The 15,040-nt window shown below is 69.5% G+C and carries 19 protein-coding genes; 9 read left to right on the top strand and 10 right to left on the bottom strand.

Annotated elements, in window-relative coordinates:
• Positions 1–66: 66 nt before the first annotated feature.
• The 6 genes from QM621_RS08735 to QM621_RS08710 all read left to right on the top strand — a co-directional run bounded on the left by QM621_RS08735 (position 67) and on the right by QM621_RS08710 (position 3,023).
• Positions 67–768, top strand: a complete 702-nt coding sequence (locus QM621_RS08735; RefSeq protein WP_414989992.1) for an N-acetylmuramoyl-L-alanine amidase — start codon at positions 67–69, stop codon at positions 766–768.
• Positions 765–995, top strand: coding sequence for a hypothetical protein (locus QM621_RS08730; RefSeq protein WP_414989991.1), 231 nt, complete (start codon positions 765–767; stop codon positions 993–995). Before QM621_RS08735 ends, QM621_RS08730 begins: the two co-directional genes overlap by 4 nt.
• 190 nt (positions 996–1,185) lie before the next feature.
• Positions 1,186–1,512 (top strand): hypothetical protein, encoded by a 327-nt coding sequence (locus tag QM621_RS08725; RefSeq protein ID WP_414989990.1) that lies wholly within the window; start codon positions 1,186–1,188, stop codon positions 1,510–1,512.
• Positions 1,509–2,111 (top strand): hypothetical protein, encoded by a 603-nt coding sequence (locus tag QM621_RS08720; protein WP_414989989.1) that lies wholly within the window; start codon positions 1,509–1,511, stop codon positions 2,109–2,111. Before QM621_RS08725 ends, QM621_RS08720 begins: the two co-directional genes overlap by 4 nt.
• Before the next feature lie 11 nt (positions 2,112–2,122).
• Entirely contained in the window at positions 2,123–2,632 is a 510-nt protein-coding gene (locus QM621_RS08715) for a hypothetical protein (RefSeq protein ID WP_414989988.1), read from the top strand.
• 4 nt (positions 2,633–2,636) lie between these two features.
• On the top strand, positions 2,637–3,023 hold the full coding sequence (locus QM621_RS08710) for a hypothetical protein (RefSeq protein WP_414989987.1): 387 nt from the start codon (positions 2,637–2,639) through the stop codon (positions 3,021–3,023).
• 416 nt (positions 3,024–3,439) lie between these two features.
• Here QM621_RS08710 and QM621_RS08705 read toward each other — a convergent pair whose 3' ends face one another.
• The 8 genes from QM621_RS08705 to QM621_RS08670 form a co-directional block, all read right to left on the bottom strand.
• A complete protein-coding gene (locus QM621_RS08705; protein ID WP_414989986.1) occupies positions 3,440–3,727 on the bottom strand; it encodes a type II toxin-antitoxin system RelE family toxin in 288 nt (95 codons plus the stop codon).
• Positions 3,724–4,020, bottom strand: coding sequence for a ribbon-helix-helix protein, CopG family (locus QM621_RS08700; RefSeq protein WP_414989985.1), 297 nt, complete (start codon positions 4,018–4,020; stop codon positions 3,724–3,726). The genes QM621_RS08705 and QM621_RS08700 overlap by 4 nt, the downstream gene beginning before the upstream one ends.
• Positions 4,021–4,065: 45 nt before the next feature.
• The gene (locus QM621_RS08695; RefSeq protein WP_414989984.1) at positions 4,066–5,343 is read right to left on the bottom strand and encodes a PucR family transcriptional regulator; all 1,278 of its coding nucleotides are present in this window, start codon (positions 5,341–5,343) and stop codon (positions 4,066–4,068) included.
• On the bottom strand, positions 5,343–6,746 hold the full coding sequence (locus QM621_RS08690; RefSeq protein WP_414989983.1) for a phytoene desaturase family protein: 1,404 nt from the start codon (positions 6,744–6,746) through the stop codon (positions 5,343–5,345). Before QM621_RS08690 ends, QM621_RS08695 begins: the two co-directional genes overlap by 1 nt.
• 43 nt (positions 6,747–6,789) lie before the next feature.
• Positions 6,790–8,679: a DUF3556 domain-containing protein gene (locus QM621_RS08685; protein WP_414989982.1), complete on the bottom strand. Its 1,890-nt coding sequence runs from the start codon at positions 8,677–8,679 to the stop codon at positions 6,790–6,792.
• An 84-nt stretch (positions 8,680–8,763) separates the two neighbouring features.
• Positions 8,764–10,224: a class I adenylate-forming enzyme family protein gene (locus tag QM621_RS08680; protein ID WP_414989981.1), complete on the bottom strand. Its 1,461-nt coding sequence runs from the start codon at positions 10,222–10,224 to the stop codon at positions 8,764–8,766.
• Between the two features lie 120 nt (positions 10,225–10,344).
• On the bottom strand, positions 10,345–10,569 hold the full coding sequence (locus tag QM621_RS08675) for an RNA-binding S4 domain-containing protein (protein WP_414989980.1): 225 nt from the start codon (positions 10,567–10,569) through the stop codon (positions 10,345–10,347).
• Between the two features lie 42 nt (positions 10,570–10,611).
• On the bottom strand, positions 10,612–12,105 hold the full coding sequence (locus tag QM621_RS08670) for a thermonuclease family protein (RefSeq protein WP_414989993.1): 1,494 nt from the start codon (positions 12,103–12,105) through the stop codon (positions 10,612–10,614).
• Positions 12,106–12,193: 88 nt separating this feature from the next.
• On the opposite strand from QM621_RS08670, the gene QM621_RS08665 reads away from it, so the two are divergent.
• Positions 12,194–12,574, top strand: coding sequence for an RNA-binding S4 domain-containing protein (locus QM621_RS08665; protein WP_414989979.1), 381 nt, complete (start codon positions 12,194–12,196; stop codon positions 12,572–12,574).
• 29 nt (positions 12,575–12,603) lie between these two features.
• Here QM621_RS08665 and QM621_RS08660 read toward each other — a convergent pair whose 3' ends face one another.
• On the bottom strand, positions 12,604–13,107 hold the full coding sequence (locus QM621_RS08660) for a maleylpyruvate isomerase family mycothiol-dependent enzyme (RefSeq protein WP_414989978.1): 504 nt from the start codon (positions 13,105–13,107) through the stop codon (positions 12,604–12,606).
• Positions 13,104–13,229 (bottom strand): hypothetical protein, encoded by a 126-nt coding sequence (locus tag QM621_RS08655; RefSeq protein ID WP_414989977.1) that lies wholly within the window; start codon positions 13,227–13,229, stop codon positions 13,104–13,106. The genes QM621_RS08660 and QM621_RS08655 overlap by 4 nt, the downstream gene beginning before the upstream one ends.
• Positions 13,230–13,423: 194 nt before the next feature.
• Between QM621_RS08655 and QM621_RS08650 the strand changes: the two genes are divergently transcribed.
• Positions 13,424–13,801, top strand: a complete 378-nt coding sequence (locus QM621_RS08650; protein ID WP_414989976.1) for a hypothetical protein — start codon at positions 13,424–13,426, stop codon at positions 13,799–13,801.
• Positions 13,798–14,985, top strand: a complete 1,188-nt coding sequence (locus QM621_RS08645) for a DUF6777 domain-containing protein (RefSeq protein WP_414989975.1) — start codon at positions 13,798–13,800, stop codon at positions 14,983–14,985. The genes QM621_RS08650 and QM621_RS08645 overlap by 4 nt, the downstream gene beginning before the upstream one ends.
• Positions 14,986–15,040 lie beyond the last annotated feature (55 nt).

The following is a 15,040-nucleotide window of genomic DNA, read 5'->3' as shown; positions in this document are numbered from 1 at the left end:
GACCCGCGCCGACGTGCGCGCCCTCGCCGCACGACTCGACCGCCACATCACCCAAGGAGACACCCCATGACCCACTCCCCCCTCACCACCCGCACCGTCGCCACGAGCAAGCACTCCCCGCGCGGCGGACGCAAGATCGAACGGCTGATCGTCCACCACACCGCCGGCGGCACGCTCGACAGCAACGTCCGCCGCCTGTCGTCCGACCCCGCCAAGGCGTCGGCCACCTACGTGCTCGGGACCGACGGCACCCTCGTCGGCGTCGTCCCCGAGGAATACCGGCCCTGGACCACCGGCAGCATGGCCGCCGACGGCCCCGCCGTCACCGTCGAGACCGTCAACACCGGCGGCGGCCCCGAATGGCGCGTCTCCGACGTGCAGGTCGAGCGCCTCGCCCAGCTCGCCGCCGACCTCTGCCGCCGGTACGGGTGGGGCAGGCTCGACCGCAACCGGGTCAAAGGACACCGCGAGTACGCCGCGACCGCCTGCCCCGGCCCCCACCTCTGGGGCCAGCTCGACCGCATCGTGGCCCGCGCGAACCAGCTCCTCGGCACGGCCTCTTCCGCGACGCCGCGCGTGGTCGGCCGGTACAGGGTCGCCACCCGGTCCAGCCCGCTGAACGGCCGCACCGGCCCCGGCACGAACCACCCCGTCGGCATGACCGCCGCCAAGGGCCACGTCCTCGACGTCGTGGAGGTCCGCGACGGGTGGGCCAAGTCCACCGGCGGCTGGTGGTACTCCATGCAGTACCTCACCAAGGTCGGGTGACCGTCGTGGGAGCACACCGCGCCCCCGCGGGCTGGCTCCGCGACGTCCTCGCCGAGCCCCGCAACCGGGCCTGGCTGTACGCCGTCGCCGAGGCCGTCGTGTACGCCCTCGTCGGCGTCGGCGTCGTCAACCAGCAGTACGGCCTCGCCCTGATCGGGCTCCTCGGCCCCGTCCTCGGCCTCGCCCGCCGCCACACAGACGACGCAGGCGACGGGGGCGGCACGTGAGCTGGCGCGGACTCGGCGAGCTGCTGCTGTTCGCGCTCCTGGTCGTCCTGCTGTCCGCCGTCGCCGGACTCGGCCTCCTCGCCGCCGCCCTCTGGCTCCTCGTCACCGTCTAAGGAGCACTCATGACCTATCCAGCAGGAGCAGTCGCCCGTCGCCCCGCCGCCGACGACGCGCCGTCGGACGGACGGCCGTGAGCAGCGGTCGCGAGGTCGTCGACCTGCGGCCGTCGCCGCTCGACATCCTCACCTACGGGGCCGACGCGTGGGCGGTCGAGCTGAAGATCACCGGCCTGGGGTCGCTCGCGGGCTCCGAGGTGGCCGCACGGTGCCGTCCGGCGGGCGCGACCACGCCGACGAGCCTCACCGTGACGATGACCGATCCCGAGGAGGGCGTCGTCACCGTCGGACACGCCGACGGGCCGATCACGGGGCCGTGGGATCTGACCGTCACCGCGCCGGGCGGGCAGGCCCGCACCTACGTCAAGGGCGTCATCCGCAACGAGGCCGACCCGGTATGAGCGGCTGCGTCGCCGTCGTCGCGCAGGCCCACCCGATCGTGGTGGTCGCCGACGCGTGCGCGACGGCGACGGTCGGCGTGACCGCCCAGGTCGTCGACGTCGCCGCCGACGCCGACCACGCACAGATCACCGTCGACCCGCCGCCGACGGTCGAGGTCGCCCCCCGGCCGGTCGAGGTCGCCGTCGACGTGTCGCAGCGCGGCGCGCCCGGACCCCCCGGACCGCCCGGACCCCCCGGCGACGGCCAGCGGCTCCTCGCGCCCGCCGCCGTGACGGCGCCGCTGTCCGGACACGCCCTGGTCGTCATCGACGACGGCCGGGCGCGGCCGGTCGACGTGAGCGACCCGGCCGACGCGGACCGCCCCCTGCACCTGACCCTCGGCGCGCTCGACCCGGGCGACGGGCACACGGTGCTGGCGCTGGGGACCGTCGTCGAGGAGACCTGGGCGTGGCCCCACCCGGCCCGCCTGTACGCCTCGGCGGCCGGACGGCTCACCGCCGACCCTCCCGCAGGCGCCGCGTGGTCGCGGGTCGTCGCGCTCACCAGGTCGCCCACCTCGATCCATTTCAACCCCCAACCCCCCATCCACACCGACTGAAAGGCCAGCCCATGCCCGTCCAGAAGTACATCCGCCAGTCCGACGGCGTCCTGCACGAGACCGTCCCCGCCGTGACCTCCGCAGGCAGCGGCGACGACGGCCGCCTCGTCGCCCTCGACCCGTCGGGGCGTCTCGACGAGTCCGTCCTGCCCGTGGGCATCGGCGCCGACACCGCCATCGTGCAGGCGTCCGAGGCGTTGGCGGCCGGGGACCTCGTCAACGTCCACGCGGCCTCCGGGTCGTTCCGAGCCCGCAAGGCCGACGCCTCCACGGCCGGCAAGGAGGCCCACGGGTTCGTCCTCGCCGCGTTCGGGTCCGGCGCCGAGGCGACCGTCTACATGGACGGCACGAACACGCAGGTCACCGGCGCGACCCCCGGCGTCCGCTACCTGTCGACCACGCCCGGCCTGTCGACCACGACCGCGCCGACCGGCACGGGCGAGGTCGTGCAGCGCATCGGCGTCGCGGTCGCCGCCGACCAGCTGAGCTTCGAGCCCGGCCAGCCCGTCGTCCTCGCCTGAGCCGGTGGCCGAGCGGCAGGTGGTCCTCGACGACACCCTCGGAGAGCTCAAGGCCGTCCTGCCTCCCCTGCCCGACCTCCGCGCCTACGGGGCGTCCGGGCTGCTGCCCGCCCCGAAGCTGTGGGTCGGCGCGGCCACCACGAACGGGTCGGGAGCGTGGACCGTCGACACCTCGTCGGCCGGCTTCACAGCCGTGCACGTCCCGCTCGCGGTCGGCTGGTCCGGCGCCACCGCGCAGAACTCGCAGCTGTTCGTCTCGATCCAGGACTGGACCCTCACCCAGGTGCGGGGCTTCGCGAACACCTCGGCCTCGTCGTCGGTCCTCGGGCTCGGCACCGTCAACCAGTGGGCAGGCAACAGGTCGGTCCTCGTCTGGGTCCTCGGCGCCTGACCCGTCACCCCTCGAACCGCCCCGCCTCCCACCCCGGGAGGCGGGGCGGCATTCGTCATTCCGGGAACATAGTCACGATCTGGCCACTCCGCGCCCACCGACGACGCTGCGAGACGACACGCCCGGACCCTCAGCGGGTTCCAAGCAGCGCAAAATCGTGTGTACACGTACACACTCGCATCGATTCTTGACCGATCCTACCCCGCCCTGACGAATCCTGAATCACTGCAATCTCAGGGAGAAACTGGAATCACCGACCGCGCTGTACGGCTTCGATTCCCGTCATCGGCTCCATCGCGCGAAGCGCGCCCCTGCCGAGGACGGGAATCGAGTGGGCCCCCTCCCGGCGCGCAGCGCCCCGTCGAGGGATCCTCGTCATCGGCTCCGAGCGCAGCGAGGTGACGAAGGCAGCGCAGTCATCCTTCGTAGACCGAGCTCCGGTGTCCTGTGTCGAGGGCGATGATCGTCACCTCTCCTCGGCGGATGTCGAGGATCGTCCTGTAGTCGCCGGTGCGCAGCCGCCACAGGCCTGTGAGCGGACCCGTCATGGCTTTGCACTGCGCCGTGGGGTCTTCCAGGCGGGTGAGGCCGTAGAGCTTGACGAGGATGCGCCGCTGCGTCGGCCGGTCGAGTTTGCGGAGAGCCTTCTCGAACTTCTCTGTCTGAACGAGTCGATAGACCCGCTCCTCAGGGGTGTCGTTCATGCCTGATCAGCATGCGGCGACTCCTCAGCCGCAGAGTCACCCGCCTCGGCCCGCAGTTCGTCAGGCTCGAACCCCAGCTCACGAGCCAGATCGTCCATCGGGCGAGTCGCGGCGACACCAGCGCGGACCTCCTCAGCGTGCGAGGCCAGATCGTAGGCCCATTCAAGGTCGCTCAGATGCTCCTCCAGTGCCTCACGGACGTAGACCGATTTCGGCCGGCGTGTCCTCGCGGCCAGGCGGTCGAGGCGCTCGCTCAACTCCGACGGCAGACGAAGCGAGATCATGTCAGACATGTAATACATAGTGCGCGGTACCGCGACCTCGCGCAACCCCGCCCCTCACTCCGCGCCGCGCAGGACCTTCGGGCCGAGGTAGTGACAGGCCTGGAGGGCCAGCTCGGTGTCGAGGCGGGAGCGGTCGAGGGGGCGGCCGAGGACGCGGCTGGCCTTCTCCAGTCGGTACTTGAGCGTGTTGCGGTGGATGACGAGCTGCTCGGCGGCGTCGCTCTGGCGGCCGCCGCAGGCGAACAGCACCCGCAAGGTCTCACGCAACGACGCATGCGACGGAGTGTCGGCGGCGAGCTCGCCCAGCACCTCCTGCACCCAGGTGCGCAAGGCGTCCATGTCGTGCATGAGCATGGCGAGCGCGGCGATGCCGTCGTGGCCGTAGTTCATCACGACCGTCTCGTCCGCGGACGCGCTCACGACCTCGCGCACCGCCTCCGCCTGGCCATAAGTCCGGCGGAATCCCTCGACGCCCTGGCCCGGTGAGCCGACCGCGGCACGGCCGCCCGGCACGCCCGCCAGCGCCTCGCGCACCGCCTCGTCGGACAGGCCCGGCATACCGCGCCGCAGCGGCACCCACACCCAGGCCGTCGACCGGTCGACGGCCGAGAACAGCGGCTCGGCGCAGCGCGACGTCACCGCGATCCGTCGCGCCGCCTGCTGCAGCTCGCGCAGCGAGTCGTCGTCCTGACGCGCGTCGCCCCACATCACCAGACCGACGTGCGTCCGCTTCAACTCGTAGTCGGTCTCCTCTGCGAAACGGTCGAGGTCGACCTCCTCGCCGGCCAACACCGCGCGCAGCATCGCGGTGCGCACATGGCCGGCCGTCGTGTTCCAGCGACTCTGCTCGGTCTCGTAGACGTCAAGCAGATACATGCTAATCCAGTCGATATAGCGATAAATCTGCCCCGACATGTGGTGGACGACCCGCAGCTTCAACTCCGAGTCGCAGTCGAGCCGCTGGGCCTCCTCGAAGCAGTGCATCATGAGGTCGTCCTGCCCCATGTGATACGCCCGGATCAGCGAGTTCGCGGGCACGCCCCGCTGCGCCAGACGCAACGCGTACTCCACCGCGGCGGCCGCCGGCTGGAGGTTCGCGACCGGGATGTCGTTGATGAGCATGTGCAAGATCGTCTGGACGTTCCCGCCGATGCTCGCGTCGAGCAGCGTCAGCAGCCGCTGGTCGCCGTCGAGGTAGTCGATGTGCGACAGCAGCTCGGTCATCGATCGCGTGATCTCCCGCTCCCGCTCGTTCAACCGGCTCGCGGCGAGCGAGGCCAGGTCGCGGATCTGCTCGTCGTGCGGGACCAGATCCGGCGCAGGGGTGCGCATCACAGGCCCTTCAACGCCGACTTCGCCGCGAGATGGCCGCACATGCCGTGGGCGCCCGCGCCCGGCGGAGTCGCCGCCGAGCACAAGTAGACCCCCGCGACGCCGGTCGCGTAGGGGTTGAGCGCCGGACGCGGCCGGAACACCAACTGCCAGGGCGTGTTCGCGCCCGTGGTGATGTCGCCGCCGATGTAGTTGGCGTTGTCGCTCGCGATGCGTCGCGTCGGACGGGAGGTGTACCGGACGATGCGCTCGCGGAAGCCCGGCGCGAAACGTTCGATCTGCGCGGTGATCGCCTCGGTCGCGTCGCCGGTGAAACCCGCCGGGACGTGCGCGTAGGCGTCGATCGGATGGACGTCGCCCGCCGACCGGCTCGGGTCGGCGAGGTACTGCTGCATCAGCAGGACGAAGGGGCGCTCGGGCATGACCCCGCGCCAGGTGTCGCGCTCGGCGGCGGTCGTCTCCTCCAGGGAGCCGCTCACATGCACCGTGCAGGCGCGACGGGACGGCTCGTGCGCCCACGGGATGCCGCCCTCGACGGCGTAGGCGACCTGGAAGGCGCCCGTGCCGTGCCGGTAACGGCGGTACGCGCGGGCCACCCGGCCCGGCAGACGGTCGCCGAGAATGTCGACGGCCGCCGACGGCGACGTGTCGAGCATGACGAGGTCGGGCTCGCCCAACTGGTCGAAGGACGTCACCTCGACGCCCGTCTCGACCCGCCCGCCGTGCTGCTCCAGCAGCGCGATCATCGAGTGGGCGATGGCCTGCGACCCGCCGACCGCGACCGGCCACCCGTACCGGTGGGCGGCCGTGCCGAGCGCGGCGCCGATGGCCGAGGAGAAGGGCGACGCGAGGGGGCGGAAGGCGTGAGCGGCCACGCCGCCCCACAGCGCGCGCGCCTCCTCGGTCGTGAACCGCGACGCCAGCAGCGTCGCCGGCATCGCCGAATAGGCGCCGAACCGGCCCAGCGCGAGGGGATGGCGTGGAACATGCACCATCGGCTGGAGGAACTCCGTGCCGATCTTGTCGAAACGCTCGGTGAGCGCCCCGAACATGCGTCGATAGGAGGCGGCGTCGCGCCCGAGCCCCGCCGCAGTCTCGTCGACCGAGCGGAGCACGGACGCGCCGCGCCCCTCGTCGAGCGGATGGGTGTACTCGACGTCCGCCCACGCCCACTCCAGTCCGGCCAGGTCGAACTGGCGGCTGAAGGCGGTGTCGAGGGCGAGGGGGTGGGCCGCGGAGCACTCGTCGTGCAGCACTCCGGGCACCGTCACCTCTGCGGATCGGGTTCCGCCGCCGGGGGCGGGGGCCGCCTCCAGCACGGTGACCTCCACCCCCTCGGCGGCGAGGGTGAGAGCGGCGGCCAGACCGTTCGGTCCGCTACCCACCACGACAGCTGTCGTCACGACGTCATTCCCCTCGTGTTACCCATCACTTGTGTCCGCCAGCTCAGCCGTTGAGCTTGGACTCCCAACCAACGTACTGCGAGCCGTCCGACGGAGCGGTGTAGCCCGGCTTGGTCCAGGTGACCACGTGGTCGACCGGGCCGTTGGGCAGCCAGGGCTGCTCCTCGACACAGTCGGCGACCTTGAAGGTGCCCCGCTCCACCACACCGAGCGCGGCGTCGATGACGCGGTACTCGACGTAGTCCTTGTGGATCGGGTTGCTCTCGTGGAAGGCCACGACGAGGTCGCCCGGCTCGTACTGGCACAGCTCCTGGACGGCGGCGATCAACCGGTCGTCGTGCAGGTGGCCGTCACCGAAGTTCCAGCCGGTCAGCGCGTTGCAGACGAACTCGGCCTCGCGGATCACGTAGTCGTCGATGCTCGGCGTGTGCCGCATGTGCAGCGACATCAAGCCGCGGCCCATGTAGTGCATCATGCGGAACGAGACGCCCTTCTGGATGAAGATCTCCGCGACCTCCTCGCCGTACAGCGCGGCGACCTGGTTGATCTGCATCTTGGAGGCCTTCTTGATGTTCTGGTCGAGGCGCTCCTCCATCTCCCGGTTGCGGAACGCCCACAGGCCGGAGGCCCAGTTGCCCGCGTACTGGCGCATGGCGACCAGGAAGGAGATGTGCTTCGGGATGAACTCGCCCCAGATCGGGAAGAGGCAGCCGGCGACGACCGCGGCGATCAGGACCGGGGTGCTGGCGTCGCCGAGGCCGAAGGTGATGCCGCCCCAGGCGTCATCGGTGAACGCCGGATGGCCGATGAACAGCCAGAACGTGGCGAGCATGAAGAACAGGTTCCACTCCAACGGCACCGCGATCGGGTACGTCGAGATGATGAAGAGGTGGAAGACGATCATGCCGAGCGCGGCCAGGATCGTGATCGTGGAGTTCGTGGAGAACAGCAGGGTCAGCGGCAGGACGATCTCGGCGATGGTGCCGGTCACGTGCGCCATGAAGTGCGTGAAGCCCGACGGACGCATGTCGGTGGGGTAGTTCTTCCACGCCTTCTTCTTGATCGAGCGCGGCGCCCAGGGCGTGTTGGTCAGCATGACCGCCACGGTGAGGCTGAAGTGCTTGCCGATCTTGGAGACGCCGGCCCACACCCACACGCAGACGATGAGGATCTTGAGCGCGACGATCATGTCGACGTAGCCGAGCAGCGCGAAGCACATGATCGGCGGCAGGTACTGCTCCGAGCGGGCGGCGAGCCAGACGACGCTGTCGCGCAGACCGGCGAGGCAGATGATGACGACGAGGGCCAGCAGCAGGTACGGGTTGACGATGTTGATGGTGAGCGCTTCGTTGTCGAGGCTGCCGCCGATGATGCCCTGGCCGTTCTCCAGCGTCGTCAGGCCGAGGAAGGAGTCGCCGAAGACGCCGCTGAGCACGAGCAGGCCCGACAGGATGGTCGCGGCCCAGTAGAGTCCGGCGTCGACCACCGTGCGATGGGCGCCCGCGGTGCCGGGGACCTTGTCCGGCCACGGCGGGTTGCGCAGCGTGCCGGTCTTGCCCCAGTAGAGGAAGCCGCCGATCAACGGGCTGAACTTGAAGGCCAGCGGGCCCATGGTGCCGCCGAAGCCGAGCAGCTCCCAGAAGACCGTGAAGAGCATGATCTTCATGTAGAGGACCGGCTGCACGAAGGCGTACTTGAAGCCGGCGTCGCTGGCGATCTCCCGCAGCTCCGGCGTGGTGAACCAGGCGAGCGCGAAGCCGACGATCGCGTAGAAGATGATCTTCGGCACGTAGAACATCAGGTGGATCTGCTTCGGGGTGCCGAAGCCGAACTCACCCCAGTGCTGCACGAGGGTCTTCTGCCTCTGCAGCGTCGGCAGTGACCCGAACGTCGCCGGGTCGACAGGCGGCATATCCGCGTCTTTCAGTCCCATGAGGGACTCCTTTCCGTCCCGCCCGAGGGCAGGACAACATCACGCCGTGTCGGCGCGTCGATGGATGAGATGGAGGAAGGGGGGTCAGGAACCCTGGAGGGCTCGTCGGAGAGCGGGTTTGTCGAGCTTGCCGACCGGGTTCTTCGGGAGGGCGTCGACGATCTGTAGGTCGACCGGCACCTTCACCCGGAGCAAGTTCTCGCGGCAGTGGGCGAGCAACTGCTCCTCGGTCACCTCGGCGGTCGGATAGAGCACGACGCGTGCCACGGGCACCTCGCCGAACAACTCGTCCGGGCGACCGACGACCGCAGCCTCCAGGACGCCCTCGACCTCGCAGATGGTGGCCTCGATCTCCTTGGGGTAGATGTTCTCTCCCCCGCGGATGATCATGTCTTTGACGCGATCGACGAGGCGCAGGTAGCCGTCCTCGTCGAGGATGCCGACGTCGCCGGTGTGCAGCCATCCGTCACGGATGGTCTCGGCGGTGGCGTCGGGCTTGTTCAAGTAGCCCTTCATGACGTTGGGGCCCTTGATGAGCACCTCGCCGGACTCGCCGGCCGGCAGGTGGGCGCCGAAGGGGTCGGCGATGGCGATCTGCTGGCCGGGCAGCGCCGGGCCGACCGTGCCGAGCTTGCGGACGCCGTCGATCGGGTTGCAGGCCGAGGCGCAGGTTCCCTCGGTGAGGCCGTAGCCCTCCAGCACCTCGAAGCCGTAGCGCTCGTTGACCTTCTCCAACAGCTCCTTGGAGACGGGGGCGGCGCCGCAGACCACGAAGCGCAGCGAGGAGGTGTCGGGCTGGACCTCCTCGGGCAGCGAGGCGAGCAGCGCGTAGATGGTCGGGACGGCCGAGAAGTAGGTGGGACGCAGCCGCTCGACGTCGTCGAAGAAGCGCGAGGCCGAGAAGTTGCCGGTGACGCTGACCCGGCCGCCGACCCGCAGCGGCGCGAAGACGCTGACCATGAGCGCGTTCACGTGGAACAGCGGCAGGATGAGCATGCAGTGGTCGGCCTCCGTGAGCTGGAGGTGCTGGGCCATCATCGAGCTCATCGCCTCGCAGTTGGCGAAGGTGAGCATGACGCCCTTGGGCCGGCCGGTCGAACCGCTGGTGTAGATGAGCAGCGCCGTGTCGTCCTCGTCCACCTCGACCGGGGCGGCGACGCTCTCGCTCGGCTCGGTGGCGAGGCCGTCGACGGCGAGGCCGGTGACGCCGTCGACCGGGCTCGTGCCGTCGAGGGTGATGACGACCTTCGCGCCGGAGTCGCCGATCTGGTGGCCGGACTCCGCGCCGGTGAAGGCAGGGTTGACGGGGGTGGCCGCGGCTCCGAGTCGCCAGGCGGCGCAGAGCGCGATCAGCAGTTCGGCCCGGTTGGGGAGCATGGCCGCGACGACGTCGCCGCGTCCGACACCCAGACCGGCGAGCTGCTCGGCGACGGCGGCGACACGGCGGTCGAACTCGGCGAAGGTGAGCGTCAGCTGGTCGTCGGCGACGGCCGGGGAGTCCGCGTGACGCTCGGCGAGCGTCCAGGGCAGGTAACCGAGTGACATGAGTCGCGGCGTCCTTTCGTGTCGGTGTGACTCACGACACTAGAGACTCCGGGAGGGGTGTGTCACCGCTCACAGTTCACCAACTGTGACGAATCTTTCGTTCATTCTGCACAACAGGGCTCAAGTGACACGGAAAGTTTGTTCACCCTGGGGCATCGCGACCGTCACGACCATGCCGCGCGTCAGCTGACGCCCGCGTCGCGTCTCGACCTCGCCGTCGACCGACACGTCGCCGGAGCCGATGATCGCCGCCGCGTGCGCCCCGGACTCGGCGACGTTCACGTACTTGAGCAGCTGGCCGAGTCGGATCATGTCGCCGGTGATCGGCACGTCCTCGATGTCCATACCCCCAGCCTGCCGCACGTAATCGTTCCAGGCTAAGCGACCCTACGGGCACGGGATCGGCTTCCAGCTCTGTCCACCTGGCGCATATTCACGGCACCCCGTGTAGCCGGGGTACGGGTCACCCCCGCCGCCGCCAGCCGAGGGCTGATCGGGAGTTGATCGTTCGGCCTCGCGCTGCGCCGCTTCTTCGGCGGCTCGACGCGCAGCCTCCTCCGCTGCTCTCTGCGCTTCTTCGGCGGCGGCCGACTCCGCGGCCTGACGCTCGCCCACCAACGTCGTCAGCGCCGCGTGACGCGCCGCAGCCTCGTCGAACGTCTCCCTCAAACCAGCCAAAGCGGGTGTTCTTCCCGCCTCCCGGTAGGCCCGGATGGCCAGGTCAGCACTCGTGTCGATGTCGTTCAGCAGGTCGCGTAGAGCCGACTGCGCCTCCACCACGGCGATCACCGCCGCGGCGGCGGCAGCGGCTTCAGCGGCGCTCGTCCCCTCCTGAACTACGAGCGCGTCCGCGAGAGCGGTCTCAGCTTGCTGGACTCGATAGGCGAGCGTGCAGTCGACCGCCGGATCGAAGTGGCCTCGCTGCTCGTCGGCCGCTTCTCGCGCAGCTGATCGGACATCGTCGATCCGCCGGTCGTTATCACCGAAAACGACCGGAGCGCCCAGACCCTGACGAGCGATCTCGTCAGAGACGTAACGCCCGTCGTCGAGTTTGATATGAGCGAGAGTCCGGCCGTACTTATCGGTCCGCTCGCGGTCGAATTCGAGAGTGACCTTGTCTCCGGACGCCAGCAGCGAGTTGGTGTAGGTGGTCGCCTCGTCACCCAGACATTCCTTCGGTTGATTCGGGTCCACCGTCTCCGGGGTGTCGATGTTCAGGAGCCGGACACGCTTCTCGACTCCTTCCACCGTCACATCCACCGTGTCGCCATCGACGACACGCTCCACGGTCGCCTCCTGCGCTGAGGCCGGTGAGACGGCCACGACGAAACTCAACAGCAAAGCGGTCACGCCGCCCATCGGGATGCCCACCCGCACGAGGCCTCGCACGCCCCGCGCCCAACGAAGCGGCCACGGCGCCCTGCCCTGATAGATGCGGCAAGCCAGATATCCCGACCAGATCAGGAAGAACAGGAAAGCCGCTCCTGCCGCTCCTGCCGCAGTCGAGGGCTCAGTCGGGTCGTCAGGTCCCGGCGCATACGCCTCCGCCACCGCGGAGATCGGGGAACAGATCACCGCGAGGGCGAGCCACCAGCCGTAGATTCCCGTTTTCCCCGCGTGCGCCCACGCCGCCGGACTCGTGGCGATCACGATGATCTGACGCGCCCATACCGAGATGATGTGGGCGCACCCGCCAAAGGCGAGGAGGAAGCCCAGCAGCACCATCGCCTTGACCCATGCAGGGCCGAACCACGTCTCTCGATCAGCCGCGAACAACAATGTGACGAGGATGAGCAAACCCATGAAAGCGATGGCTGGCACTCGCCACACCATCGACCAGACAGCCCCGGCAGTCCGTCGAGACGTCGGTTGATGGTGCATCTCCACGTCAATCTCCCAGATGAGGCGGTTCAACTCTGGTCGATCAAGCTACTCCCCCCCCCGCCACGTCAAATGAGAAACTCACCTCATGGCCGATCCCACCTCGCTGACGAGCGTCCGCGTCGACGTGTGGGTGTGGTCGGTGCGGTTGTTCGCGAGCCGGTCGGCGGCGAGCGCGGCGTGCAAGGGCGGACATGTGCATGTGAACGGGAAGCGGGCCAAGCCGTCGCAGCCGGTCAGGGTCGGGGACGCGGTCACGGCGACGACGCCGGGCGGCGAGCGGGTGGTGGTCGTGACGCGGCTGCTGTCGAAGCGGGTCGGCGCGTCGGTGGCGGTCACCTGCTACGAGGACCGCTCCCCCGCCCCGCCGCCCCGCGAGGAGCGTCTGGCCATGCCCCGTCGCGAACGCGGCTCCGGCCGCCCCACCAAACGCGAACGCCGCCAACTCGACCAGTTCCGCGGCCGCTGACCCTTCGCCTTCTCCCCAGATTTGCTGACTTATCCACCATTCCAGGCGTGTGAAACGGTGGATAAATCAGCAAATCTGGCTAAGACGATGACCGAGAGGGGTCGCGGCCGATGAAGGCGGCGAGGCGGTCCTGCGGGGAGGCGTCGGTCGAGACCGGGCTCCTGGCCGTTCGCGCGGGCGAGGTCCCAGGTGTGCATGAAGACGTCGGCGATGTAGAACCGGTCGACCGCCTGATGAAGCGGCATCGTGCCGACGTGCGGGTGGGTGAACTCGGCGTCCGGCCCGTCGAGCAGTTCCTGCACCTGCTCCACCTGGTGAGACCACGCTCCCTGCGGGTCGTCGGCGACCGACGGGCCGGGGGCCAGTTCCACCCCGCCCGCGGCCAGAAAGACCGGGAACCACTCGACCAGATGCCCGACCACATCGCGTGCGGTCCAACCATCGACCGGGGCGGGCACGTCCCGCTCAGTCACTCCGGCGACCACCTCGGTGAACCGAGCGGCAGTGGAACGATGCAGCTCGGCGGCGCTCATCGGGCCACCTCCCCGGAGGCGACGAGCGGCTGCAGCGCAGCGTAGCCCTCGTTGACGCCGACCTCCATGCCGCTGTCACGCAACCAGGCGTCGCGGTCCTCGAAACTGTCGACGAGGCTCACCGCCTCCAGCCGCGTCCGGCCGTCGCCGAGGTCGGTGAAGGTCAGCGTCTCCAGCGAGACGCCGTCGGGCTCGGCGTGGGCGCCGAGGTGTTTCCGGCGATGGGCTTCGACGTGGTGACGTCGTAGTAGCGCTCATAAGTGTTGCCGTAGACGCGCACGGCGAGCGTGCCGCCGGCGTCCTTCGCGCTCGGCAGGTGCCCGGCTCATCCTCCGAGGTCGTCTGTCCTGGTTCCGACCCTGAGAGTCGTGAACTCTCCAAGCAGACTCTGTCGGGCAGCCTGCCTCCGTTCTCCGGGACCGCAGAGCCGGTGGTGCTCGCCTATGAGATGGAGAACGGTGTCACCTGCGACCCGAAATCGACCATCGGAGCCCGCGGCAGCACACGCACCGACGGATACATGCCCTTCGGCTCCTGCCAGGACAACCCGACCTGGATGCTGATGCCCTCCGACGGCGAGTTGATCGACCAGACCGACGACGGCTGGTTCGTCGAGATGGGCGAGAGCTCCGACTCGCCGACCGAACGGGTCGAAGCCACCACCGTCTTCTACATGGGGAGCCCCACATCATGATGACCACTCGCGAACGATGGACGCGCCGTGCCGCCGCCGCGCTGACCGTCGTCGCGTTGACGGCGACGGCCGCCTGCGGCTCGGACTCCGGCGGCGGGGGAGGAGGCGACTCCGACCCGGTGATCCTGGAAGCCCTCGACTCCACCGGCGACGCCCCGTTCACCGACAGTGTCGCCGGGGACGTGGCGCTGTCGGACGAGGCGGCCGCGGTGGCCGACGACGCCGGACACAGCGGCCAGGTCGACGGCACGACGCCCGGCCTGTACGGCGGCACGAACGACAACGCCGCCTGCGATCAGGCCGCGTTGGCCGAGTTCTTGTCCAGTGACGACGAGAAGGCGGAGGCGTGGGCGGAGGTCGCTGGTGTCGAGGCCGGGGAGGTCGGGGACTACCTCGCCGCGTTGACCCCCGTCGTGCTGACCCGCGACACCGCCGTCATCAACCACGGCTTCGAGAACGGGAAGGCGACGCCGTTCCCCGCGATCCTGCAGGCCGGGAGCGCGGTCTTGGTCGACGCGAACGGCACACCCCGCGTGCGGTGCGCCTGTGGCAACCCGCTCACGGTTCCCGAGGACGACCTCGACGTCGCCGACACCGAAGGCGACGAATGGGACGGCTACGACCCCAAGTCCGTCATCGGCGTGACCCCGGCGCCCGAACCCGTCGACGAGTTGACGCTCATCGACCCGACCACCGGCGAGACGATCCAACGCCCCACCGGCCCCATCCCCACCCCGCCCGTCGACGGCGCCTACCCGTGGGCCGGCGGCCCGATCCCGGAGTGGTCGCAGCCTGCTACCGTCATCAAACCCGCTCAAGAGAGCTACGAGTCAGACGAAGCCCTCGTGACCACGCCCACACTCAATATTTCTTGTCGGTTCTCAGCTCGCCACGGGCAGTGTGGCGTCTCATCGTGGTGGGAGACGCTCCCTTACGGGGAAGATGAGCACGCGGGGCCGAACACGGATGTCCGCTGGCCAGATGAAGGTCAGGGGGTTCCGGTCGTCGGCACGTCCGGCGGTGCCCCCGGACGCCCCGACCCAGCCGCACAGGTGCTTCAGTACGGCCAGGTCGCCCACTTCGGTGACTATGTCTGCGCTTCGGAGGAGAACGGCCTGACCTGCTGGAACGCCGCCACCGGCCACGGCGCCTTCATCAACCGAGACGGCTTCGCGGCCTTCTGAGGCCAAAGCGCTGGAACCGCAGGAGGACGTCGAGGGATATTCGAGTCAGCGACCA

This window comes from Aeromicrobium sp., from assembly GCF_047606445.1.
GTDB lineage: Bacteria > Actinomycetota > Actinomycetes > Propionibacteriales > Nocardioidaceae > Aeromicrobium.
This window is presented reverse-complemented; position numbering and strand designations above follow the sequence as displayed.